The sequence below is a fragment of the Pseudomonas sp. L13 genome (genome assembly GCF_009935965.1).
Taxonomy (GTDB): domain Bacteria; phylum Pseudomonadota; class Gammaproteobacteria; order Pseudomonadales; family Pseudomonadaceae; genus Aquipseudomonas; species Aquipseudomonas lactis.
The window spans coordinates 1-21,465 of sequence record NZ_QODJ01000021.1 but is presented as its reverse complement, the minus strand read 5'-3'; the positions used below and the strand labels follow the sequence as shown (position 1 = coordinate 21,465).

The 21,465-nt window shown below is 61.3% G+C and carries 23 protein-coding genes and 1 tRNA gene; 8 read left to right on the top strand and 16 right to left on the bottom strand.

All coding sequences use genetic code 11. The annotated features are described in order from the left end of the window. Nucleotide 1: 1 nt before the first annotated feature. From DK871_RS12765 to DK871_RS12750, 4 genes are all read right to left on the bottom strand, one after another. Nucleotides 2-76, bottom strand: a tRNA-Gln gene (locus tag DK871_RS12765). Nucleotides 77-113: 37 nt separating this feature from the next. Next, nucleotides 114-917, bottom strand: a complete 804-nt coding sequence (ispE, locus tag DK871_RS12760) for a 4-(cytidine 5'-diphospho)-2-C-methyl-D-erythritol kinase (protein ID WP_218581415.1) — start codon at nucleotides 915-917, stop codon at nucleotides 114-116. A gap of 49 nt (nucleotides 918-966) precedes the next feature. Beyond that, complete coding sequence (gene lolB, locus DK871_RS12755; protein WP_161905287.1) at nucleotides 967-1,584, bottom strand: lipoprotein insertase outer membrane protein LolB; 618 nt, start codon at nucleotides 1,582-1,584, stop codon at nucleotides 967-969. 4 nt (nucleotides 1,585-1,588) lie between these two features. Then, a complete protein-coding gene (locus DK871_RS12750; RefSeq protein ID WP_003188355.1) occupies nucleotides 1,589-3,313 on the bottom strand; it encodes a tetratricopeptide repeat protein in 1,725 nt (574 codons plus the stop codon). Nucleotides 3,314-3,629: 316 nt separating this feature from the next. Between DK871_RS12750 and hemA the strand changes: the two genes are divergently transcribed. From hemA to DK871_RS12720, 6 genes are all read left to right on the top strand, one after another. Further along, a complete protein-coding gene (hemA, locus tag DK871_RS12745; RefSeq protein WP_003188356.1) occupies nucleotides 3,630-4,919 on the top strand; it encodes a glutamyl-tRNA reductase in 1,290 nt (429 codons plus the stop codon). Beyond that, nucleotides 4,916-5,998, top strand: coding sequence for a peptide chain release factor 1 (gene prfA / locus DK871_RS12740; protein WP_003188358.1), 1,083 nt, complete (start codon nucleotides 4,916-4,918; stop codon nucleotides 5,996-5,998). Before hemA ends, prfA begins: the two co-directional genes overlap by 4 nt. Beyond that, the gene (gene prmC / locus DK871_RS12735) at nucleotides 5,999-6,829 is read left to right on the top strand and encodes a peptide chain release factor N(5)-glutamine methyltransferase (protein ID WP_161905286.1); all 831 of its coding nucleotides are present in this window, start codon (nucleotides 5,999-6,001) and stop codon (nucleotides 6,827-6,829) included. Continuing rightward, nucleotides 6,823-7,578: a molybdopterin-synthase adenylyltransferase MoeB gene (locus DK871_RS12730; protein ID WP_161905285.1), complete on the top strand. Its 756-nt coding sequence runs from the start codon at nucleotides 6,823-6,825 to the stop codon at nucleotides 7,576-7,578. The genes prmC and DK871_RS12730 overlap by 7 nt, the downstream gene beginning before the upstream one ends. Further along, nucleotides 7,571-8,365: a glutamate racemase gene (gene murI, locus DK871_RS12725; RefSeq protein ID WP_161905284.1), complete on the top strand. Its 795-nt coding sequence runs from the start codon at nucleotides 7,571-7,573 to the stop codon at nucleotides 8,363-8,365. The genes DK871_RS12730 and murI overlap by 8 nt, the downstream gene beginning before the upstream one ends. A gap of 111 nt (nucleotides 8,366-8,476) precedes the next feature. Continuing rightward, nucleotides 8,477-8,995 (top strand): acyloxyacyl hydrolase, encoded by a 519-nt coding sequence (locus tag DK871_RS12720; protein WP_014716838.1) that lies wholly within the window; start codon nucleotides 8,477-8,479, stop codon nucleotides 8,993-8,995. A gap of 108 nt (nucleotides 8,996-9,103) precedes the next feature. On the opposite strand, the gene DK871_RS12715 is transcribed toward DK871_RS12720, so the two are convergent. From DK871_RS12715 to DK871_RS12660, 12 genes are all read right to left on the bottom strand, one after another. After that, nucleotides 9,104-9,406 (bottom strand): YkgJ family cysteine cluster protein, encoded by a 303-nt coding sequence (locus DK871_RS12715; RefSeq protein WP_003188364.1) that lies wholly within the window; start codon nucleotides 9,404-9,406, stop codon nucleotides 9,104-9,106. Between the two features lie 54 nt (nucleotides 9,407-9,460). Further along, entirely contained in the window at nucleotides 9,461-9,952 is a 492-nt protein-coding gene (locus DK871_RS12710) for a DUF2878 domain-containing protein (protein ID WP_161905283.1), read from the bottom strand. After that, a complete protein-coding gene (locus DK871_RS12705) occupies nucleotides 9,945-11,216 on the bottom strand; it encodes a cyclopropane-fatty-acyl-phospholipid synthase family protein (protein WP_161905282.1) in 1,272 nt (423 codons plus the stop codon). Before DK871_RS12705 ends, DK871_RS12710 begins: the two co-directional genes overlap by 8 nt. Then, nucleotides 11,203-12,012 (bottom strand): DUF1365 domain-containing protein, encoded by an 810-nt coding sequence (locus tag DK871_RS12700; RefSeq protein ID WP_161905281.1) that lies wholly within the window; start codon nucleotides 12,010-12,012, stop codon nucleotides 11,203-11,205. The genes DK871_RS12705 and DK871_RS12700 overlap by 14 nt, the downstream gene beginning before the upstream one ends. Further along, nucleotides 12,009-13,256, bottom strand: coding sequence for an FAD-dependent oxidoreductase (locus tag DK871_RS12695; protein WP_161905280.1), 1,248 nt, complete (start codon nucleotides 13,254-13,256; stop codon nucleotides 12,009-12,011). The genes DK871_RS12700 and DK871_RS12695 overlap by 4 nt, the downstream gene beginning before the upstream one ends. Continuing rightward, on the bottom strand, nucleotides 13,253-14,035 hold the full coding sequence (locus DK871_RS12690) for an SDR family oxidoreductase (protein ID WP_161905279.1): 783 nt from the start codon (nucleotides 14,033-14,035) through the stop codon (nucleotides 13,253-13,255). The genes DK871_RS12695 and DK871_RS12690 overlap by 4 nt, the downstream gene beginning before the upstream one ends. Then, nucleotides 14,032-14,454 (bottom strand): nuclear transport factor 2 family protein, encoded by a 423-nt coding sequence (locus DK871_RS12685; RefSeq protein ID WP_161905278.1) that lies wholly within the window; start codon nucleotides 14,452-14,454, stop codon nucleotides 14,032-14,034. Before DK871_RS12685 ends, DK871_RS12690 begins: the two co-directional genes overlap by 4 nt. Continuing rightward, the gene (gene phrB, locus DK871_RS12680) at nucleotides 14,447-15,889 is read right to left on the bottom strand and encodes a deoxyribodipyrimidine photo-lyase (protein ID WP_161905277.1); all 1,443 of its coding nucleotides are present in this window, start codon (nucleotides 15,887-15,889) and stop codon (nucleotides 14,447-14,449) included. The genes DK871_RS12685 and phrB overlap by 8 nt, the downstream gene beginning before the upstream one ends. Then, the gene (locus tag DK871_RS12675) at nucleotides 15,890-16,819 is read right to left on the bottom strand and encodes a MerR family transcriptional regulator (RefSeq protein ID WP_161905276.1); all 930 of its coding nucleotides are present in this window, start codon (nucleotides 16,817-16,819) and stop codon (nucleotides 15,890-15,892) included. A gap of 3 nt (nucleotides 16,820-16,822) precedes the next feature. Next, nucleotides 16,823-17,782: a DUF523 and DUF1722 domain-containing protein gene (locus DK871_RS12670; protein ID WP_161905275.1), complete on the bottom strand. Its 960-nt coding sequence runs from the start codon at nucleotides 17,780-17,782 to the stop codon at nucleotides 16,823-16,825. A 112-nt stretch (nucleotides 17,783-17,894) separates the two neighbouring features. Continuing rightward, nucleotides 17,895-18,110 (bottom strand): TIGR02450 family Trp-rich protein, encoded by a 216-nt coding sequence (locus tag DK871_RS12665; protein WP_161905274.1) that lies wholly within the window; start codon nucleotides 18,108-18,110, stop codon nucleotides 17,895-17,897. After that, a complete protein-coding gene (locus tag DK871_RS12660) occupies nucleotides 18,107-19,093 on the bottom strand; it encodes an NAD(P)/FAD-dependent oxidoreductase (RefSeq protein ID WP_161905273.1) in 987 nt (328 codons plus the stop codon). Before DK871_RS12660 ends, DK871_RS12665 begins: the two co-directional genes overlap by 4 nt. Before the next feature lie 212 nt (nucleotides 19,094-19,305). Here DK871_RS12660 and DK871_RS12655 point away from each other — a divergent pair, with 212 nt between their 5' ends. Beyond that, the gene (locus DK871_RS12655) at nucleotides 19,306-20,205 is read left to right on the top strand and encodes a TIGR01777 family oxidoreductase (protein WP_161905272.1); all 900 of its coding nucleotides are present in this window, start codon (nucleotides 19,306-19,308) and stop codon (nucleotides 20,203-20,205) included. Nucleotides 20,206-20,219: 14 nt separating this feature from the next. Further along, nucleotides 20,220-21,245: a ferrochelatase gene (gene hemH / locus DK871_RS12650; RefSeq protein ID WP_161905271.1), complete on the top strand. Its 1,026-nt coding sequence runs from the start codon at nucleotides 20,220-20,222 to the stop codon at nucleotides 21,243-21,245. Nucleotides 21,246-21,465 lie beyond the last annotated feature (220 nt).

Below are 21,465 nucleotides of genomic sequence, written 5' to 3'. Positions count from 1 at the left end.
ATGGCAGGGGCGGCTGGATTCGAACCAACGCATGGCAGGATCAAAACCTGCTGCCTTACCGCTTGGCGACGCCCCTGTATCTGTTGCAACGAGTGCCTAACACTCGGTTCCTTTTAGAGCAGACTTTGCAGCTTGCGATGCAACATCGAAACGTTGCTTCCCTTTGCTACAAACCCTGTAAGGGTCTCTGTAAGAAGGGCCGAGACTTTATCAGCTTCAGCTTTGCTTGGGAAGCCCCCAAACACACAACTTCCAGTTCCGGTTAATTTTGCTTCGGTAAATTTACCTAACAAATTCAAAGCGTTACGTACCTCTGGATAACGCCTTGCTACAACCGGTAAGCAGTCATTTCGACTGTTTCCCTTGGGAACGGGGCGCACTTTAATGGGAGAAGAGTTACGTGTCAACAACGGATCTGAAAAAATTTCTGCTGTACTTACAGATACTTGCGGCACCAGCACAACATACCAAGGTTCTTCGGGCTCTACAGGGGTGAGTTTCTCCCCAACGCCTTCAGCAAATGCGGCGTGCCCCCGCACGAAAACCGGGACATCGGCGCCCAGCGTAAGGCCTAGCGCAGCAAGGCGGTCGTGATCCCAGCCCAGTTGCCATAAGTGATTGAGGCCCAGCAAAGTAGTCGCGGCATTTGAACTGCCGCCACCGATACCACCGCCCATGGGCAGGATTTTGTCGATCCAGATATCGATTCCGAGTGTGCAGCCAGATTGTTCCTGAATTTTTTTGGCCGCCCGCACAATCAGATTGCTGTCATGGGGCACGCCGTCGAATTCGGTGTGCAACTGGATCACGCCATCGTCACGTACGGCAAAGGTCAGCTCATCGCCGTAGTCGAGAAATTGAAACAGCGTCTGCAACTCGTGGTAGCCATCTTCACGGCGACCGAGGATGTGCAGCATCAGGTTGAGCTTGGCCGGGGAGGGCAGGGTCAATTTTTGTGCGGACACGTTATTGCCCCAGCTTGCGCGGTTGCCAGTCCTTGATCACCAGTGTGACGTCAAGGTCGGTGCCATGCAGCTTGATACGTTCGGGCAGCCAATAGCCGCTTTGTTCCACGTAGCTCAAATAGTCGACCTGCCAGCCATCCTGCTCCAGGGTGGCGAGGCGGCTGTCGCCATTGAGGCCCAGACGGCTCTTGCTGTCAGGTGCCGGCAAGCCTCGCACCCACCAGACCAAATGCGAAACGGGCAACTTCCAGCCGATCTGCTGCTCCAGCAGTTCTTCCGGGGAGGTTGCCTCGTAGCGGCCCTGGTTGGCCACTTCCAGGCTCACTTGCCCGGGGCGGCCAGTCAGGCGGGCTGCGCCACGGCCCAGGGGGCCCGAGAGGCGAATGTCGTAGTAGTCCTGGCGTTGCAGCCAGAACAGGGTGCCGCTGCCGGAGTCTTTCGGCGCGCGCACCCCGACCTTGCCCTCGATCTGCCAGCCATCGATGCTGCTGAGCTGGTCCTTGTGTTGTTTCCATTGGGCCGGGTTGCCCTGGCCTTCAACGGATTCACGGCTGCCGATGCCCGCGCAACCGGCGAGCAGGGCGATGAAGCTGAAAACAATAACGTGGCGCAAGAACATAAATTTAAAGGGTCTCGGATCCGGTCAGGCGCTTGATGGTGCTGCGCAGGATGGGGCTGTCGGGTTGTTCCTTGAGGAATTTTTCCCAGATTTGTCGGGCTTCGCGCTGCTTGCCATTGGCCCAGAGCACTTCGCCCAGGTGTGCGGCAACTTCCTGGTCCGGGAAACGCTCCAGTGCCTGGCGCAGCAAGCGCTCGGCCTCGTCGAGGTTGCCCAGGCGGTAATTCACCCAGCCCAGGCTGTCGAGCACGGCCGGGTCTTCAGGGTTGAGCGCATGAGCCTGTTCGATCAGCACCTTGGCTTCGGCGTAGCGCGTGGTGCGGTCGGACAAGGTATAGCCCAGGGCGTTAAGGGCCATGGCGTTGTCCGGGTCACGCTTGATGATCAGGCGCAGGTCTTTTTCCAACTGCGCCAGGTCATTGCGTTTTTCAGCCTGCATGGCGCGGGTGTACAGCAGGTTCAAATCGTCGGGGTATTGCAGCAACGCCTGTTGCAGCAGTTTCCAGGCGCGTTCGCCCTGTTTGTTGGCCGATAAGGTCTCGGCTTGGATCAGGTACAGCTGGATCGCATAGTCCGGCTCGGCATCGCGGGCCGCGGCCAGGCGTTTTTCCGCTTCGTCGGTGCGGCCGTTGCTCATCAGGATATCGGCCTGGCGCAACTGTGCTGGCAGATAATCATTGCCGGGCCCGACCTGGGCATATTCAAGCAGGGCCGCTTGCGGGTCATTGCGCTCTTCAGCGATGCGGCCCAGGTTCAGGTGCGCCGAGTCCACGTGGCTGTCACGTTCGATCAGCTCTTGCAGGTAGCCCTTGGCCTCGTCCCAGGCCTTGGCTTCCAGGCACACCAGTGCCAGGGAATAACGCAGTTCGTCGTCGTCCGGGTATTGCTGGACCAGGTTGGCGAACTGCACTTTGGCGTCTTCCATGCGGTCCTGCTCAACCAGCATCCGTGCATAAGTCAGGAGCAGGCGCTTGTCGCCGGGGTATTTTTTGATGCTTTTTTCCAGCAATGGAATCGCTTCCTTGCCGCGGTTAAGGCTTTGCAGCAGGCGTGCACGCAACAGGATCGGCGCAATTTCGCCTTCTTCCGGCGGGTTCTGCTCCAGCAGCTTGAGCGCGGCGTCGGCTTCATCGTCCTGTTGCAGCAGCAGGGCCTTGCCGAAAATCAACTGGCTGTTCTTCGGGTGCTTTTGCAGCAGCCGATCAAAGCTCTTCATCAGGCCATTGCGCGTGTCCTGGTCGGTGTCGGCGGCTGACAGCGCAAGAAAGTCAAAATGCGTGTCGCCCTTGCCCTGCAGAACCTTCTCCATATAGACCATGGAGTCGTCATAGCGCCCGGCACGTGCCAGTTGCACGGCTGCGGCGCGCTGGGCTTCCAGGTCATCCGGGGCGTTTTTGGCCCAGATCAGCGAGGTGTCCAGCGCTGCCTGGTCGGCGCCCAGGTATTCGGCGATGCGAAACGCGCGCTCGGAAATCCCCGGGTCCTGGGTGTTGATGGCCTGGGTCACGTAATTATCCAGCGCAATATCGAAGCGATTGCGCTGGCCGGCCAGTTCAGCGGTCAGCAGGCTGTAGATCGTTTCTTCACTGAACGAGGAATAAACCTTGGGCTTTTCAGGGGCGGGAGTGCTGTCTTCCACCGGCGACGTAGCGTCCGGCGACACGGGGGCCATGGCCTGGCAGCCGCTGAGGAAGACAAAAGCGAGGAGCAACGCGGAAGATCTATTCATATAGGAAGAGGACGACTAACCTGCGGTCGGATCATCATGACACAAGCCTTCGGCCAAACATAACCGGGGCACTCGGAATACGACTATTGCTGCCTTTTGCCTTTCCTTCGTAGGAGCGAGCTTGCTCGCGAAAAACCTGAGAGCGCCGCTGGGCGCCAGGCTTGCCGCGTTATCGTTGACGATTTTCGCGAGCAAGCTCGCTCCTACAAAAGCGCATTGATAGGCATAAGGTATAGGGACAATAGACGACGGTGGTTGTTCTGGATCTTTCGAAGTAGGACAATTGTCGGCTTCCCGACATCATCAGCGATATTGAATGGCCTTCCTCGCACTCGGTATTAACCACAAGACTGCCTCCGTAGACGTGCGCGAGCGCGTGGCGTTTACGCCAGAGCAGTTGGTTGAGGCCCTGCAGCAGCTCTGCCGGCTCACCGACAGCCGCGAAGCTGCGATCCTTTCGACCTGCAATCGCAGCGAGCTCTATATAGAGCAGGAACATCTCTCGGCGGATGTGGTGCTGCGCTGGCTGGCCGATTATCACCATTTGAGCCTCGATGACCTGCGCGCCAGCGCTTATGTGCATGAAGAGGATGCGGCAGTTCGTCACATGATGCGCGTGGCGGCCGGCCTCGACTCGCTGGTATTGGGCGAACCGCAGATCCTCGGCCAGATGAAGTCCGCTTACGCCGTAGCGCGTGAGGCCGGCACCGTCGGCCCGTTGTTGGGCCGCTTGTTCCAGGCCACCTTCAATTCTGCCAAACAGGTACGCACCGACACGGCCATCGGCGAAAACCCGGTGTCCGTGGCCTTTGCCGCCGTGAGCCTGGCCAAGCAGATTTTCAGCGACTTGCAGCGCAGCCAGGCCCTGCTGATCGGCGCCGGGGAAACCATCACCCTGGTGGCCCGTCACCTGCACGACCTTGGCGTGAAGCGTATCGTGGTCGCCAACCGCACCCTGGAGCGCGCCAGCATTCTGGCCGAGCAGTTCGGCGCCCATGCGGTGCTGCTGTCGGACATTCCCGCTGAACTGGTACGCAGTGATATCGTCATCAGTTCAACCGCCAGCCAATTGCCGATTCTGGGCAAGGGCGCGGTCGAGAGCGCGCTGAAGCTGCGCAAGCACAAGCCGATCTTCATGGTGGATATCGCCGTTCCGCGGGATATCGAGCCCGAAGTCGGCGAGTTGGACGACGTTTACCTTTATAGCGTCGATGACCTGCATGAAGTGGTCGCTGAAAACCTCAAGAGTCGTCAGGGCGCCGCCCAGGCCGCCGAGGAAATGGTCAGCACCGGCGCTGAAGATTTCATGGTGCGCCTGCGTGAACTGGCGGCGGTGGATGTGCTCAAGGCGTATCGTCAGCAGGGCGAACGCCTGCGTGATGAAGAGTTGCTCAAGGCCCAGCGCATGCTGGCCAACGGCAGCGGCGCCGAAGAGGTGCTGATGCAATTGGCCCGTGGCCTGACCAACAAACTGCTTCACGCCCCTAGCGTTCAGTTGAAAAAGCTTACCGCCGAAGGCCGCCTCGATGCGCTGGCCATGGCCCAGGAACTCTTTGCCCTCGGTGAGGGCGCGTCAGACAGCTCTTCGGATAAAAAACCGCAATGAAAGCGTCACTGCTCAATAAACTGGACGTGCTCCAGGACCGTTTCGAAGAACTGACCGCCTTGCTCGGCGATGGCGAGGTCATTTCCGATCAAACCAAATTCCGTGCTTATTCCAAGGAATACGCCGAAGTTGAGCCCATTGTGGCCACCTATAAAAACCTGCTGAAAGTCCAGGCCGACCTTGAAGGCGCCCAGGCCCTGCTCAAGGACAGCGACCCGGACATGCGCGAAATGGCCGTGGAAGAAGTCCGCGAAGCCAAGGAAAAGCTCGCCGAGCTTGAGGGTGACTTGCAACGCATGTTGCTGCCCAAGGACCCTAACGACGGGCGCAACGTGTTCCTCGAAATCCGCGCCGGTACCGGTGGCGACGAGGCGGCGATTTTTTCCGGCGACCTGTTCCGCATGTACTCGCGCTATGCCGAGCGTCGCGGCTGGCGCGTGGAGATCCTCTCCGAGAACGAGGGCGAGCACGGCGGCTATAAAGAAGTCATCGCCCGGGTTGAAGGCGACAACGTCTACGGCAAGCTGAAGTTCGAGTCCGGTGCGCACCGCGTACAGCGGGTGCCGGCCACCGAATCCCAGGGCCGTATCCACACCTCGGCGTGCACCGTCGCCGTGTTGCCTGAGCCGGACGAACAGGAAGCCATCGAGATCAACCCGGCGGATTTGCGCGTCGACACCTACCGCTCATCCGGCGCGGGTGGCCAGCACGTTAACAAGACCGACTCGGCGATCCGTATCACTCACTTGCCGTCGGGCATTGTGGTGGAGTGCCAGGAGGAACGTTCCCAGCACAAGAACCGTGCGCGGGCCATGTCCTGGTTGTCGGCCAAGTTGAACGACCAGCAGACCAGCGCCGCGGCCAATGCGATTGCCAGCGAACGCAAGCTGCTGGTGGGCTCCGGCGACCGCTCCGAGCGTATCCGCACCTACAACTTTGCCCAGGGCCGGGTTACCGACCATCGGGTCAACCTCACCCTGTACTCCCTCGACGAAATCCTTGCCGGTGGCGTGGATGCGGTGATCGAGCCGTTGCTCGCCGAATACCAGGCCGATCAACTGGCGGCGATAGGTGACTAAATGACCATCATTGCCAGCCTGCTGCGCGCCGCTGACCTGCCCGACTCGCCGACAGCGCGCCTGGACGTGGAGTTGCTGCTGGCCGCTGCCCTGGGCAAATCGCGCAGCTACCTGCATACCTGGCCGGAAAAGATCGTCAGCAGCGAAGATGCCCTGACGTTTGCCGGCTACCTGCAGCGCCGCCGCAGCGGCGAGCCAGTGGCCTATATTCTCGGCCAGCAAGGCTTCTGGAAACTCGATCTGGAAGTGGCACCGCATACCCTGATCCCGCGCCCGGAAACCGAGCTGCTGGTGGAGGCCGCCCTGGAATTGCTGCCCGCCACGCCCGCCCAGGTCCTGGACCTGGGCACCGGCAGCGGCGCCATCGCCCTGGCCTTGGCCAGTGAACGCCCGGCCTGGCAGGTCACGGCGGTCGACCGTGTGCTGGAGGCCGTGGCCCTGGCCGAGCGCAATCGCCAACGCCTGCACCTTCATAACGCCACGGTGCTGAGCAGCCATTGGTTCAGCGCCCTGCAAGGCCACCACTTCGACCTGATCATCAGCAACCCGCCCTACATTGCCGACAATGACCCGCACCTGGTGGCCGGCGATGTGCGTTTCGAACCGGCCAGTGCGCTGGTGGCGGGGCACGATGGCCTGGACGACTTGCGCCTGATCATTGCAGAGTCTCCTGCCCACCTGAATGACGGCGGCTGGCTGTTGCTCGAACACGGTTACGACCAGGCCCCGGCCGTGCGCGACTTGTTGCTGAACCAGGGCTTTGAGGGCGTACACAGCCGCATCGACCTCGGCGGTCACGAACGCATCACCTTGGGGCGCCGCCCGTGCTGACCGACCAGGAGCTGTTGCGCTATAGCCGGCAGATTCTGTTGCAGCATGTCGACATCGATGGCCAATTACGCCTGAAACAGAGCCGCGCGTTGATCGTCGGCCTGGGTGGCCTGGGCGCTCCGGTGGCGCTTTACCTGGCCGCTGCCGGTGTGGGCGAGTTGCACCTGGCGGACTTTGACACGGTCGATTTGACCAACCTGCAACGCCAGATCATCCATGACACTGACAGCGTGGGGCAGACCAAGGTCGATTCGGCCATGGGGCGCCTGAGGGCGATCAACCCTGAAGTCGCCCTGGTCGCCCGTCGCGCCGCGCTGGATGCCGACTCGCTGGCCGCTGCGGTCAGCGCAGTGGACCTGGTGCTCGATTGCAGTGACAACTTTACTACCCGCGAGGCAGTCAACGTGGCCTGCGTAACCGCTGGCAAACCGTTGATCAGTGGCGCGGCCATTCGCCTTGAGGGGCAATTGTCGGTATTCGATTCCCGTCGCGCCGACAGCCCCTGTTACCACTGTTTGTATGGGCACGGCAGCGACACCGAACTGACCTGCAGCGAAGCCGGCGTCGTCGGGCCGTTGGTGGGGGTGGTTGGCAGCCTGCAAGCGTTGGAAGCCTTGAAACTGCTGGCCGGTTTTGGTGAGCCGTTGGTGGGGCGCCTGTTGTTGATCGATGCGCTGACCACGCGTTTTCGCGAGTTGCGCGTCAAGCGCGACCCTGGCTGCAGCGTCTGCGGGACACAACATGGTTAAGGGCGCGCCTATCGGTGTGTTCGATTCCGGCATCGGCGGCCTGACGGTGCTGGAAGAAATCCAGCAGTTGTTGCCCCACGAGTCACTGCTGTACGTGGCGGACTGCGGGCACATTCCCTATGGCGAGAAAACCCCGGCGTTCATTCTTGAACGTTCTCGCTCGGTCGCTGAGTTTTTCCGCGAGCGTGGCGCCAAGGCGTTTGTGATTGCCTGTAATACGGCGACTGTCGCCGCAGTGGCCGATTTACGCCAGGACTACCCCGACTGGCCATTGGTCGGCATGGAGCCTGCGGTGAAACCTGCTGCTGCGGCCACGCGCAGTGGCGTGGTGGGTGTGCTCGCCACTACCGGCACCTTGCAAAGCGCCAAGTTCGCCGCCTTGCTCGACCGCTTCGCCACCGATGTGCGCGTGATTACCCAGCCGTGCCCAGGCCTGGTGGAGCTGATTGAAGCCGGCGACCTCAACAGCCCGGTCTTGCGCGCCCTGCTACAAGGCTATGTCGAGCCGCTGCTCAGCGCCGGTTGCGACACCATCATCCTGGGTTGCACCCACTATCCCTTCCTCAGGGCACTCCTGGCGCGGATGCTGCCCCCCAGCATCATCCTCATTGATACCGGCGCCGCCGTGGCGCGCCAGCTCAAGCGCTTGCTGGGTGAGCGCGACCTGCTGGCCGCTGGCGAACCTGAACCTGCACAGTTCTGGACCAGCGGCGATCTGTGTCACTTAAGAAATATCCTACCGACACTTTGGAAACATCCTGGAGTTGTGCGAAGCTTTGGCTCGTGAAAATTTCGTGAAATAACACTGAAATAAGCTGAACTTCTGGCTATGCGTCGGCTTCTATAGCCCGTTAGCCTGTTTAAAACCAAATTACTCCGTTCGCAAAGGATGTTTCACATGAAGCGCTTGTTCTGTTTGGCTGCGATTGCGGCCGCTATGTTGGGACACTCTGTTTCAGCCCAGGCCGCCGGCCTGGAGTTCGGCTTGGGTAGCACCAGCGATTCGACGCTGACCTACCGCCTGGGCCTGACCTCCGATTGGGACAAAAGCTGGATGCAGAGCAATGTCGGCCGACTGACCGGCTACTGGAGCGGCGCCTATACCTATTGGGAAGGGGATGACCGTGCGGGCGCCAGCAGCCTGTCGTTCTCGCCGGTATTTGTGTATGAGTTTGCCGGCGAGTCGGTCAAGCCCTACATCGAAGCCGGTATCGGCGTGGCGTTGTTCTCCCGCACTCGGCTGGAAGACAACAACATCGGCCAGTCCTTCCAGTTCGAAGACCGCCTGGGTTTCGGCCTGCGGTTCAACGGCGGGCATGAAGTGGGCATCCGTGCCACGCACTATTCCAACGCCGGCATCAGCAGCAATAACGATGGGGTAGAGAGCTACTCGCTGCACTACACCATGCCGCTGTAATGCACTGTAGGAGCGAGCTTGCTCGCGAAGAACCTCAACGATAACGCAGCGAATCAGGTTTAACGCGGCGTTCTCAGGTTTTTCGCGAGCAAGCTCGCTCTTACAGAATCAGCGGTAAGCTGTGGTAATGCCTTCGCGTTCTTCAAGGCATTCCGGTGCCCCCATCTCGAACTCCCTGCATATCAACGGTCGCAACTCATAGATCGTGCACATCATCGTGTCGCGGTCCAACGCCGCGCACCAGCCGTCGTCCAGGCGCAGCATCACCTCACCGCCCCAATCGTCGGTATCGATAAAGCGTTGCGGCACGCCGGTGTCGGTGATCAGCATGACTTCCAGCTGGCAGCAACAGGCCGCGCACGTCGAGCAGGTGACGGGTTCGGTGATTTGAATGTGAGGGATGTTGGTCATAGGCGCGCAGTGTAAGGCAAGTACGCTAGACGCGTATGAATGCTCGGACGGGCGTCAGTGCTCCAGCCTCTGCGCAACCCCGTGCAACAGCGGAAAGAGCATGGCCCATAACAGCGCCAGGCCGAGCAGTGTCGTTGTTGTGCCGTAGGTAAAACTCACGCCTGCCAGCTGACTGCCGGCGTAATAAGACAACGGCCCGCCCACCGCGCCTAGCAGGCTGGCCAGCCACCAGGGCTGTGCACTCCACGCCAGGCAGTGCCGCAAGGTGGTGGCCAGCAAGGCCCATAACAGTATCAGCCACAGCGGAATCAGCGGCCCCGGCGTATTGAACTCAAACACGCCGAGCCCGCGTAATGCTGTATCGACCAATGTGCCCAACACCGTCACGGCCAGAATCATTTGCCCCTCCCTGGCCCATGAACTTATCCACAGCAGGTGCGCGCCCAGCGCCGCGATGCCGATCAGCAGCCAACCGCTATCGCCGCCGAGCACGCAGGCAAACCAGCCGCACTGAAACAGCACGGCATTGGCCAAGGATTTAAGCACTGAAACGCCCGAGCAACGGCGGATTGATGGCCGCCGGTTTGGCCAGCAGCAACTGCGCGGTGCCGATGGTGCGTTCCATAAAGCCGCCTTCGCAGTAGCACAGGTAAAACTCCCACAAGCGCAGGAAGTATTCGTCATAACCCAGTTCCGCAAGACGGCCATGGGCGCGGCGAAAATTCTCATGCCACAGGCGCAGGGTGCGGGCGTAGTGCAGGCCGAAGTCTTCCATGTGCAGCAGGTTCATGTCGGTGTCGCGGCTGACGATCTGCAGCATGTTTTGCACACAGGGCAGCGCGCCGCCGGGGAAGATGTAGCGCTGGATAAAGTCGACGCTGCGCTTGGCCTGTTCAAAGCGCTGTTCGCGAATGGTGATGGCTTGCAGCAGCATCAAGCCGTCGGGCTTGAGCAACTGGGCACACTGTTTGAAATAGGTGGGCAGGAAACGATGGCCCACCGCTTCAATCATTTCGATCGACACCAGTTTGTCGTACTCACCGGTGAGGTCGCGGTAATCGCTCAGCAGCACCGTCACTTGGTCTTGCAGGCCCAGCGCCTCAATACGCTGCGCGGTGTAGGCGAACTGTTCCTTGGACAAGGTCGTGGTGGTGACCCTGCAACCGTAATGCTGCGCCGCATACAGCGCCATGCTGCCCCAGCCGGTGCCGATTTCCAGCAGATGGTCACTGGGCTTGAGCGCCAGTTTCTGGCAGATGCGCGCCAACTTGTTCAGTTGTGCCTGTTCCAGGGTGTCACCAGGCGTCAGGAACTGCGCCGCCGAGTACATCATGGTGGGGTCGAGAAATTCTTCGAACAGGTCGTTGCCCAGGTCGTAATGGGCGGCGATGTTTTTTTGCGAGCCTTTGCGTGTGTTGCGGTTGAGCCAGTGCAGGCCCTGAGTGAACGGCCGAGCCAGGCGAGCCAGGCCGCCTTCCATGGCGTCGAGCACTTCCAGGTTGCTGACCATCACCCGCACCACGGCGGTGAGGTCGGGGCTGGTCCAATAACCATGGATAAACGCTTCGCCAGCGCCGATCGAGCCATTGGCCGCCACCAGCCCCCATACCGCCGCATCGAGAATCTGGATCTCGCCCAGCAGGTGCGCTTCCCGTGCGCCGAAGACTTGCCGCTCGCCATCCTCGATGATCACCAACTGGCCATGGCGCAATTGGCTGAGCTGGCGCAACACGCCTTTGCGCAACAGCGCAGCGGTCATGCCGTTGACGTTCAGGCGGTTAGCCTTGACCGATAAGCTAGGGGATTTCATGGTGGCGATCCTTGGTATACCCGACTGCGGTGCGAGAGGCGCCATCGGCGGCCTGATGGGAAAAAATCGGTGTGCGTTTGAGTAGCAGGCGCAAGGCTTGCCAATAGATCGCGAGGCCGGTCTTGGCGGTCATCCAGGGAAAGCGCCACAAATAGCGATGCAGGCTGGCGCGGCTCAGTGCCTGTTGTTCCAGGCTCAAGGTGGCGTCGAAGACTTTTTGCGTGCCCTGCCAATCGGCCATGTGCACGCCGAGCCGGGCGGCGGGCGGGCTGAAACTCATGCGGTATTCCAGGTCGCGAGGCAAAAACGGCGACACATGGAAGGCCTTGGCCACGGCGAAATGCTGGTGCTCATCGGCGCCCAGTGCCTGGGCGGGCAGCACGTAGTGATAGCGCTCGCGCCATGGGGTGTTGGTCACTTCACACAGGATCGCGGCCAGTTGCCCGTCAGCCTCGAAGCAGTAGAAGAAACTCACCGGGTTAAAAGCCAGGCCCCAACTGCGGGCCTGGGTCAGCAGGCAGATAGCGCCTTGGGGTGTTTGCCCCAGGGCCTTGCCGACTTCGTGGCGCACAGCATCGCTCAAACTCATGCCGTGGCGCGTGAGTTCACGCAGGTAATCCTGCTGACGGAAACCGAAAGGCGCCAGGCGACCCGTGCCGGCCAGCGGCGAGAGCCCCAGTACTTCATCCTCTTCGCTGAGGTCCAGGTACAGCAGGCCGATGCGGTAGCGAAAGGCGTGGGCCTTGGGCGTAAACCGCCGATGGGCTATCCAGCCGCTGTACAAGGCACTGTTCACAGGGTTTCCCCAAAGGCTTGGGCCACACGCAGGGCGCTGACCACGCCGTCTTCGTGAAAGCCGTTGGCCCAGTAGGCCCCGCAGTAGAAGGTATTGCGCACGCCGTTCAATTCTTCCCAGCGTGCCTGCGCCGCCACTGCGGCCAGGCTGTATTGCGGATGCGCGTAGGTGTAGCGCGCCAGGATCTTCAGCGGGTTGATCATCGGCGTCTGGTTGAGGCTGACGCAAAAGGTGGTGGCGCTGTCGATGCCTTGCAGGATGTTCATGTCATAGGTGACGGCGGCCTGGTGTTGCGTGTTGCCCGTCAGCCGGTAGTTCCAGCTGGCCCAGGCCAGTTTGCGGTCGGGCAAAAGGCGTGTGTCGGTGTGCAGCACCACGTCGTTGTCGGCGTAGGGCAGGGCACCGAGGATCTGTTGTTCGACCTGGCTGGGGTCGTCGAGCAAGGCCAGGGCCTGATCGCTGTGGCAGGCGAATACCACTCGGTCGAAGGTTTCACTGCCGGCCGGGCTGTGGATAACCACACCTTCGTCGCTGCGTTGCACCTTATGCACAGGGCAGTTGAGCCGTATCTGTTCGCGAAAGCTGCGGGTCAGCGGCTCGATATAACAGCTGGAGCCGCCTTCGATCACACACCATTGCGGGCGGTTGCTCACCGAGAGCAAGCCGTGGTTCTTGAAGAAGCGCACAAAAAATTGCAGGGGGAACTTGAGCATATCGGCCAGGGACATTGACCAGATGGCCGCGCCCATCGGCACGATGTAATGCCGGATAAACCTGGGGCCATAACCGCCAGCGGTGAGGTAATCGCCCAGGGTCATGTCGGCGCTGATGCGCTGCTCCTGCAAGTCCAGCGGCGCCTGGCGATTGAAGCGCAGGATATCGCGCAGCATGCCCCAAAACCCCGGCGACAGAATATTGCGGCGCTGGGCAAACAGGCTGTTGAGGTTGTTGCCGTTGTACTCAAAGCCGATGCTTTGGTCGCACACCGAAAAGCTCATCTCGGTGGGTTTGAACCTGACCCCGATTTGTTCCAGCAAGCGGATGAAATTCGGGTAGGTCCAGTCGTTGAACACGATGAAGCCCGTGTCCACCGCGTAGCTTTTACCGTCAACCGTCACGTTGGCCGTGTGGGTATGCCCGCCAATGCAGTCACTGGCTTCGAACAGCGTAATGTCGTGGCGACGGCTGAGCAGGTAGGCGCTGGTCAGCCCGGCGATGCCGCTGCCGATAATGGCGATCTTCACAGGTCGTCCTTCTTCGGTGGCGGGCTGCGCAGCATGCGTTTGCCGATGATCAATTGCGCGCGGTTGGGCAGCTTCGACAGCGGCCACAAGGTGGCAATGAACATGGCCGGAAAGGCGATTTCCAGCGGGCGTTTTTCCAGCTTGGCGAAGATATGTTTCGCGGCTTTGTCGGCCGACCAGCTCAAGGGCATGGGGAAATCATTGCGCTCGGTCAGCGGCGTGTCGACAAAGCCTGGGCTGATCACGGTGACGTCGATGTTTTCCGGCGACAGGCCGATACGCAGGGATTCGAACAAGTAACGCAGGCCGGCCTTGGACGCGCCGTAGGCTTCGGCGCGGGGCATGGGCAGGTAGGTCACGGCACTCGCCACGCCCACCAGGTGCGGGGTACGCCCGGCGCGCAACAGCGGCAGTGCGGCCTCGATGCAATAACTGCTGGCCAGCAGGTTGGTGCGCACCACGTGTTCGATGATCGAGGCATCAAATTGCCTGGCATCCACGTATTCACAGGTGCCAGCGTTGAGGATCACGGTGTCCAGTGAACCCCAGACCTCGCTGATACGCTCACCGATCTCGCGCACGGTCTGGCTGTTGGTCAGGTCGCCGGCCACCACCAGCACCTGGCCTGGATAACGAAGGGCGAGGGCATCCAGCGGGCCTTGGGTGCGGGAACTGAGGGCCACGTGGGCGCCGCTGCCGAGCAACTCCACGGCCAGCGCGGCGCCGATACCACTGCTGGCGCCGGTCAGCCAGTAACGACGGGGCGGTGTAAGGCTCATCCCATTCTCCTTTTCAGCCAACGAATAACGCGACCCAGTAGGGGGACATGTTCATAGAGCAGGGCGCCGGCATCGAGATAGTCGCGATGGCGGTAAACCTTGTCGTGCCACATCAAATGGGAACAGCCTGGCACCTCGATCACCTGGCCGCCGGCCAGGCGTGGGTGACGAAACCGCATGGTCCAGCGCAGGTAGCCTTCGCCTTCGGCCACGGTATCGAAGCCGTGGAAGTCAAAATCCAGCTGGCTGACGTTGCTGTACAAGTCGGCAAAGTAGCGCCGTAACGCTACCAGGCCTTGGACTTCATGCAGGGGGTCGGCAAAGGCGATGTCCTCGCTGTACAGGCTGCCGAGCAGGTGCAGGTTGTGCTGGTCCAGCGTGGCGAAGGTGTTGGCGAACTGGCGCAGGAAGTCACTCATGTTCGGCCATCTCCTGGCGCGAAGGCAGCCGGCGAAAAGCAGCCAAGGCGCGCTCGCGGGACTGTTTCAAATCGACGATGGCACGCGGGTAATCCGCCGCGCCGAACAGGCCGCCAGCCGCTTCGGGGTTGTGCACTTGTTTTTTATTCAGCGCGGCCAGCTCCGGGAGCCAGCGTTTGATGAACAGACCGTCGCCGTCGAATTTTTCCGACTGGCTCAGTGGGCTGAATATCCGGAAATACGGCGCCGAGTCGGTGCCGGTAGACGAGCTCCACTGCCAGCCGCCGTTGTTGGCCGCCAGATCACCGTCGATCAGGTGGCGCATAAAGAAACGCTCGCCTTCGCGCCAGTCGATCAGCAGGTTTTTGGTCAGGAACATCGCCACCACCATGCGCAGGCGATTGTGCATCCAGCCGGTTTCCAGCAGTTGGCGCATGGCCGCGTCGATGATCGGCAAGCCGGTGCGCGCCTGTTGCCAGGCGGCCAGGTCTTCGGGCGCCTTGCGCCAGGCCAGCGCTTCGGTTTCCGGGCGGAACGCGCGGTGGCGGGAAACCCGTGGGTAGCCGACCAAGATGTGCTTGTAGAACTCGCGCCACAGCAGCTCGTTGATCCAGGTGATGGCGCCGATGTCGCCGCTTTCGAACTCGCCCTGGTTGGTTTGCAGCGCGGCGTGCAAGCACTGGCGCGGCGAAACCACACCGGCGGCCAGGTAGGCAGAAAGCTGGCTGGTGCCGGGCTTGGCCGGGAAGTCGCGTTCGTCCTTGTAATAGCTGATCTGCTGATCGGCGAAGGCATCGAGGCGACGGCGCGCTTCGTCTTCGCCAGCGGGCCAGAGCGCACGCAAGGTTTCGCTGGGTGTTTGGAACCCTTCGACTGCCGTCGGCACAGGGTCGCTCTTCACGCCAAGTTCGGCCTGGGCTTTTGGCGTTGGCACCACGCGGGGCAGGGCGCTGTGCAGGCGGCTGTAGCAGACCTTGCGGAACTGGCTGAACACCTGAAAGTAGGTGCCGGTCTTGGTCAGCACACTACCCGGCTGGAAAAACAGTTGGTCCAGGTAGCTGTGGAAGCTCACGCCGTCAGCTTCCAGGGCCTGGGCCACCGCGCGGTCGCGGCGGCTTTCGTGAATGCCGTATTCCTCGTTGACGTGTACCGACTCCACCGACAGCTCGCGGCACAGTTGGCTCAGCACTGTCGGCGCCTGGTCCCAGGTCGCGGCGTGGCGGATTAACAGCGGGATGTTGAGGTTGCCCAGTGCCTGGCTCAGGTGCTGCAAATTGCGCAGCCAGAAATCGACTTTGCACGGCGCGTCATCATGGGCCAGCCATTGCTCGGGGGTGATCAGGTATACAGCGGCGACGGGGCCGCGCGGGCTTGCGGCAGCCAGGGCAGTGTTGTCGTGCAGGCGCAAGTCGGTGCGCAGCCAGATCAAATGCATTTAGACAATTCCACGCTGGATCAATAATTGATGGGCCGCCAACAGGTCCTCGGCCACGGACAACTCAGGGATGTCTTGGGCTAATACGCCTAACTCGGCGTGGTGGATGCACACCGTTGGTCCGGCAATCACCGTTGGGCAACTAATGCCGCCCAACAGCTTGCTGAGTGTCGACGCCTGCAACGCCTTGCTCGAATACAGCAGCACCGCACGCGGTTGCAGGTGTTCTACCGCCAGGGCCAGTTCGCCGACCGGCAGCGGCCAATCGAACACTTCCACCGGGCAATCGGCACTGCTGGCCAGCCAGGCGCTGAGCCAAAGGTGCGGTTCCAGGGGCAGGTCGGAATGATTGACCAGCAACAGCGGCGCGCCGTGGAGTTGGCGATTGTTGTGATAGATCCGTGCGCCGAACTTGCTGCGCAACCAGGACAGGAAGAACACCCGCTCCATCTGCGCGCCAAACTGGCCCTGCCAGCGTTGTTCCAGCTCGGTGAGCAGCGGCAGCATCAACTGTTCGCACAAGGTGCGTGGCGGGTACAGCGCCATGGCCTGGTTGAATGCGTCATCGACCCGGCGCTCGGCCAGTTCACTGATGGCACTCACCAAATGCTGGCGCAGGCTCTGCCATTCGTTTTCCATCGGCTCCGGGCTGCCTGGGGCGGAGTCGATCAACCCCTTGACCTGGCTGACCGGCACGCCGCGATTGAGCCAGGTGAGGATGGCCTGGATGCGTTGCACGTGTTCGGCGCTGAACAACCGATGCCCCTTGGGCGTGCGCTGGGGCACGATGAGGCCATAGCGGCGCTCCCACGCGCGCAGCGTCACCGCATTCACACCGGTCTGGCGCGCCACCTCGCGGATCGGCAGCCAGCCGTTTTCCAGGGCGTGGGCGATGTCTTCGCCGGGTTCGTCGAGCAGGGCAGGTTTCATGGGTTAGATCGCATTACGCAGGCTGAGGTTTTCCGGGTGCGGTTGCAGGTAGGCCTGCTGCGCGATGTAGCGGTCCGGGTGTTGGCGAAAGTGGTGCTTGAGCAGGGTCAGTGGCACCACAAGTGGCACGATGCCGTGGCGGTATTGGCCGATGACGGTCTGCATTTCCTGTTTGTCATCGGCGCTGATGGCCTGCTTGAGGTAGCCACTGATGTGTTGCAGCACATTGGTGTGGGTGCCGCGCGTCGCGCATTTTTTCAGGCCCGCCATCAGTTCGCTGAAATAGCCGTCGGCCAACGCTTGCAGGTCAATGCCCTTGCCCATGCTGCCGAGCAAGTGGCCCAGGCTTTTGTAATGCGCCGGGCTGTGGGCCATCAGCAGGTACTTGTAGCGCGAGTGAAACGTCAGCAAGCGGTGACGGGTAAGGCCGTCAGCCATTAGTTGCTGCCAACTGGCGTACACGAATACGCGGGTGAGGAAGTTTTCCCGCAGCACCGGGTCGTTCAGGCGACCGTCTTCTTCCACCGGCAGGTTGGGGTGGCGAGCACAAAACGCCTGGGCGTAAATGCCGCGCCCGCCACCGTCGACGGGCGTGCCGTTGTCGCGGTAGACCTTGACGCGCTCCAGCCCGCAGGACGGTGACTTCTGCATGAAGATGTAGCCGCACAGGTCGGTGTGTTCCCGGGCCATTTGCTGGCCGTAGTCGTCCAGTGGCTGCGTGACATTGAGCGCAGGGTTTACGCTGCCCACGGCCTGCGGATAGTCAGGGTCACCCACCAGGCGGATCGCTTGCCGGGGAATGCCCAGGCCGATGGCGACTTCAGGGCACAGTGGGACAAAATCGAAATAGTCACTGAGGGTCTGGCTGCACAGCAGGGACTGTTTATGCCCGCCGTTGAAGCGCACGTTCTCACCCAGAAGGCAGGCGCTGATGGCGATCTTCGGTTTCACCTGGCTGGACATAAGCAAACCTCTGCAAGAATCCTGTACAAGCTACAAAGCTTGTACAACTAAATCTCATCATAGGCTCGATGTTGTACAAGTCAAATAATTTGTACAGGTTTGTGCGGCTGCATTATTTCCAGCCGATTTTCCAGTCCTCAGCGTTTTTCAACGTCTCCCAGGGCAGGCGTTCGGCGCGCCGGGTGAGGACGGCTTGCAGTTCGATGTCCAGCACTGTGCCCTCGTCGTCACGGAACAACTCGGTGACCAGGAAGTGTTTTTCCTTGTGGCGAGGATGAGCTGCCGTCCATTTTGACAGCAGCAGTTTGGCGGGGTTGATGCAGTTCATTGCAGGTGCTCGATCAAGCGTCGCGCCGCTTCCTGGCCACTGAGCCAGGCACCTTCCACCCGGCCGGAGAGGCACCAGTCGCCGCAGACGAACAAGCCCAGGTCGGCGTCGGCCAGCACACCGAACTCATGGCTGCTGGAGGGGCGTGCGTAGAGCCAGCGATGCGCCAGGCTGAACGACGGCGCGGGCATGGCGCTGTGCAGCAATTCGGCAAAGGCGCCGTGCAGGTGTTCGATCACCGCTTCCTTGGGCAGGTCCAGGTGGGCCTTGCTCCACGCGCTGGTGGCGTGCAGCACCCAGGTGTCGAGGGTGGTGTCGCGCCCGGGCTTGCTGCGGTTGCGCGCCAGCCAGTCGAGGGGGCTGTCTTGCACGAAGCAGCCTTCCATCAACGTATCCAGGGGCTTGTCAAACGCCAGGGCGATGGCCCAGGTCGGGTCCATTTTCACCCCGGCGGCGGCGCTCGCCAGCTTGGGCGCGGCGGCCAGCAGGGCGGTGGCTTGCGGGGCCGGCGTGGCAATGATCACGTGGCTGAAAGGGCCGTGATTGCCGCCGTCCGCGTCGAGCAGGTTCCAGTGCTGCGTGCCCTGGAAGACTTCGGTGATGCGGCAACCGAACTCCACCGGCAAGTCGTCGAGCAGGGCGCGAGTGATGGCGCTCATGCGCGGCGTGCCCACCCAGCGGATCTGTTCGTCGGGGGAGGGCGTCAGTTGGCCGGACTTGAAGTTATACAGCTGGGGTTTCCACTGCTCGGCCCAGCCGTTGCTCTGCCAGCGCTGCACTTCGTTGACGAAGCGCCGGTCGCGGGCGGTGAAGTATTGCGCGCCCATGTCCAGTGCGCCGGCGTCGCTGCGCTTGCTGGACATGCGGCCACCGCTGCCGCGGCTTTTATCGAAAAGTTGTACTGCGTGCCCGGCGTCTTGTAACGCTCGGGCGGCGGAGAGACCGGCGATGCCGGTACCAATGATCGCGATGGGGACAGTCATGGGAGGCCTCGTTTTACCGTTGGGTACAGACTACGCCGACACCAATAGCTGTACAATATTGTTTTTTGGTATAAGTTTTGGCGTGCCTGATTGTGTGGCGTGACCTATGGTTAAGCTAAGGCTTAAACCCCCGTCACGCTCCATTATCAAATTGATCCCTGCTTATAAAATAGACCAGTGAGCGGCGGCGAACGTTACATGAGGAGAGTCCCATGCATATTTTGCTGACCGGCGGTACCGGCTTGATCGGTCGCCAACTCTGCAAGCACTGGCTCGCACAAGGGCATCGCTTGACCGTATGGAGCCGGCAACCGGAAACGGTCGCCCAGCTGTGTGGTGCACAGGTGCTCGGGGTGGCGCGTTTGCAAGAGGTGATTGGCGCGGTGGACGCGGTAGTCAACCTGGCAGGCGCCCCTATCGCCGACCGGCCTTGGACCCACAAGCGCAAGGCTTTGCTGTGGAACAGTCGCATTCACCTCACCGAAACCTTGCTGGCCTGGATGGAAAGCCTGGAGCAGAAACGGGCGGTGCTGATCTCTGGTTCTGCGGTGGGCTGGTACGGCGACGGCGGCGAGCGCGAACTGACCGAAGCCAGCGGCCCGGTGCAGGATGATTTCCCCAGCCAGTTGTGTATCGCCTGGGAGGAAACCGCCCAGCGTGCCGAAGCCTTGGGTATTCGCGTGGTGCTGGTGCGTACGGGGTTGGTGCTGTCTGCCGAGGGCGGCTTTTTGTCGCGCCTGCTGCTGCCGTTCAAACTGGCGCTGGGCGGGCCGATTGGCAACGGGCGGCAGTGGATGCCATGGGTGCATATCAAGGATCAAATCGCCCTGATTGATTTTCTTCTGCACAAGCAAGACGCCAACGGTCCTTATAATGCCTGCGCGCCGCACCCGGTGCGCAACCGCGAATTTGCCAAGACCCTGGGCCAGGTGCTGCACCGCCCGGCGTTCATGCCGATGCCGGCATTTGCGTTGAAGGTTGGCCTGGGTGAGTTGTCCGGCTTGTTGCTGGGCGGGCAAAAGGCTTTGCCTGAACGGCTGCAGGCCGCAGGTTTCACTTTCCAGTTCACTGAGTTGCGTGCGGCTCTGGACGACTTGTCCAGCCGCCTCTAAAGATAGGATGTTGCATGACCGATCACGCGTTGTTACTGGTCAACCTGGGTTCGCCAAAGTCCACTTCAGTGGCCGATGTGCGCAGCTACCTCAATCAGTTCCTGATGGACCCTTATGTGATCGACCTGCCGTGGCCGGTGCGGCGCTTGCTGGTATCGCTGATCCTGATCAAGCGCCCCGAGCAATCGGCCCATGCCTATGCGTCGATCTGGTGGGACGAGGGGTCGCCGCTGGTGGTGCTGAGCCGCCGCCTGCAACAGCAGATGACCGCGCAGTGGACCCAGGGCCCGGTGGAACTGGCGATGCGTTATGGCGAGCCGTCCCTGGAAACGGTCCTGACGCGCCTGGCCGCCCAGGGTATTCAAAAAATCACACTGGCGCCGTTGTACCCGCAGTTTGCCGACAGCACCGTGACCACGGTGATAGAGGAAGCCAAGCGAGTGGTACGCGACAAGCAACTGAATGTGCAGTTTTCGATCCTGCAACCGTTCTACGATCAGCCTGAGTACCTCGATGCGCTGGCGGCGAGTGTGCGCTCTTATGTGGAGCAGGATTACGATCACTTGCTGCTCAGTTTCCATGGTTTGCCTGAGCGTCACCTGACCAAGCTCGACCCCACGGGCCAGCACTGCTTCAAGGACGCCGATTGCTGCAAGAACGCATCCCCCGAGGTGCTTGCCACCTGTTATCGCGCGCAGTGTTTCAGCGTGGCGCGGGATGTGGCTGCGCGGTTGGGTTTGCCGGAGGGTAAGTGGTCGGTGGCGTTTCAGTCCCGCTTGGGTCGGGCCAAGTGGATTGAACCCTACACCGAGGCGCGCCTTGAGGCGTTGGCCCAGCAAGGCGTGAAGAAGCTGCTGGTGATGTGCCCGGCGTTTGTCGCCGATTGCATTGAGACGCTGGAGGAAATTGGCGATCGCGGTCGCGAGCAATTTCGTGAAGCGGGGGGCGAGGAGTTGGTGTTGGTGCCTTGTCTGAATGATGAGCCGCAGTGGGCGGCGGCGCTTAATACCCTGTGCGAACGGGCGCCGGTTGCCTTGTAATCAAGCCCTGCGGTGATCCAATTGTGGGAGCTGGCTTGCCTGCGATGGCGGCCTCCCAGCCGACACTTCTCTACCTGACACCCTGCGATCCAACTGTGGGCGGGCTTGCTCGCGAAGGCGGCCTGGCAGTCAACACAGTTGGGTTGTGTACATATCCATTGCTGCGGTAACGGCCGCTTAGGGTTCCGCTCTGACAGCGGGTCACTTTTGGAAAAGAGCC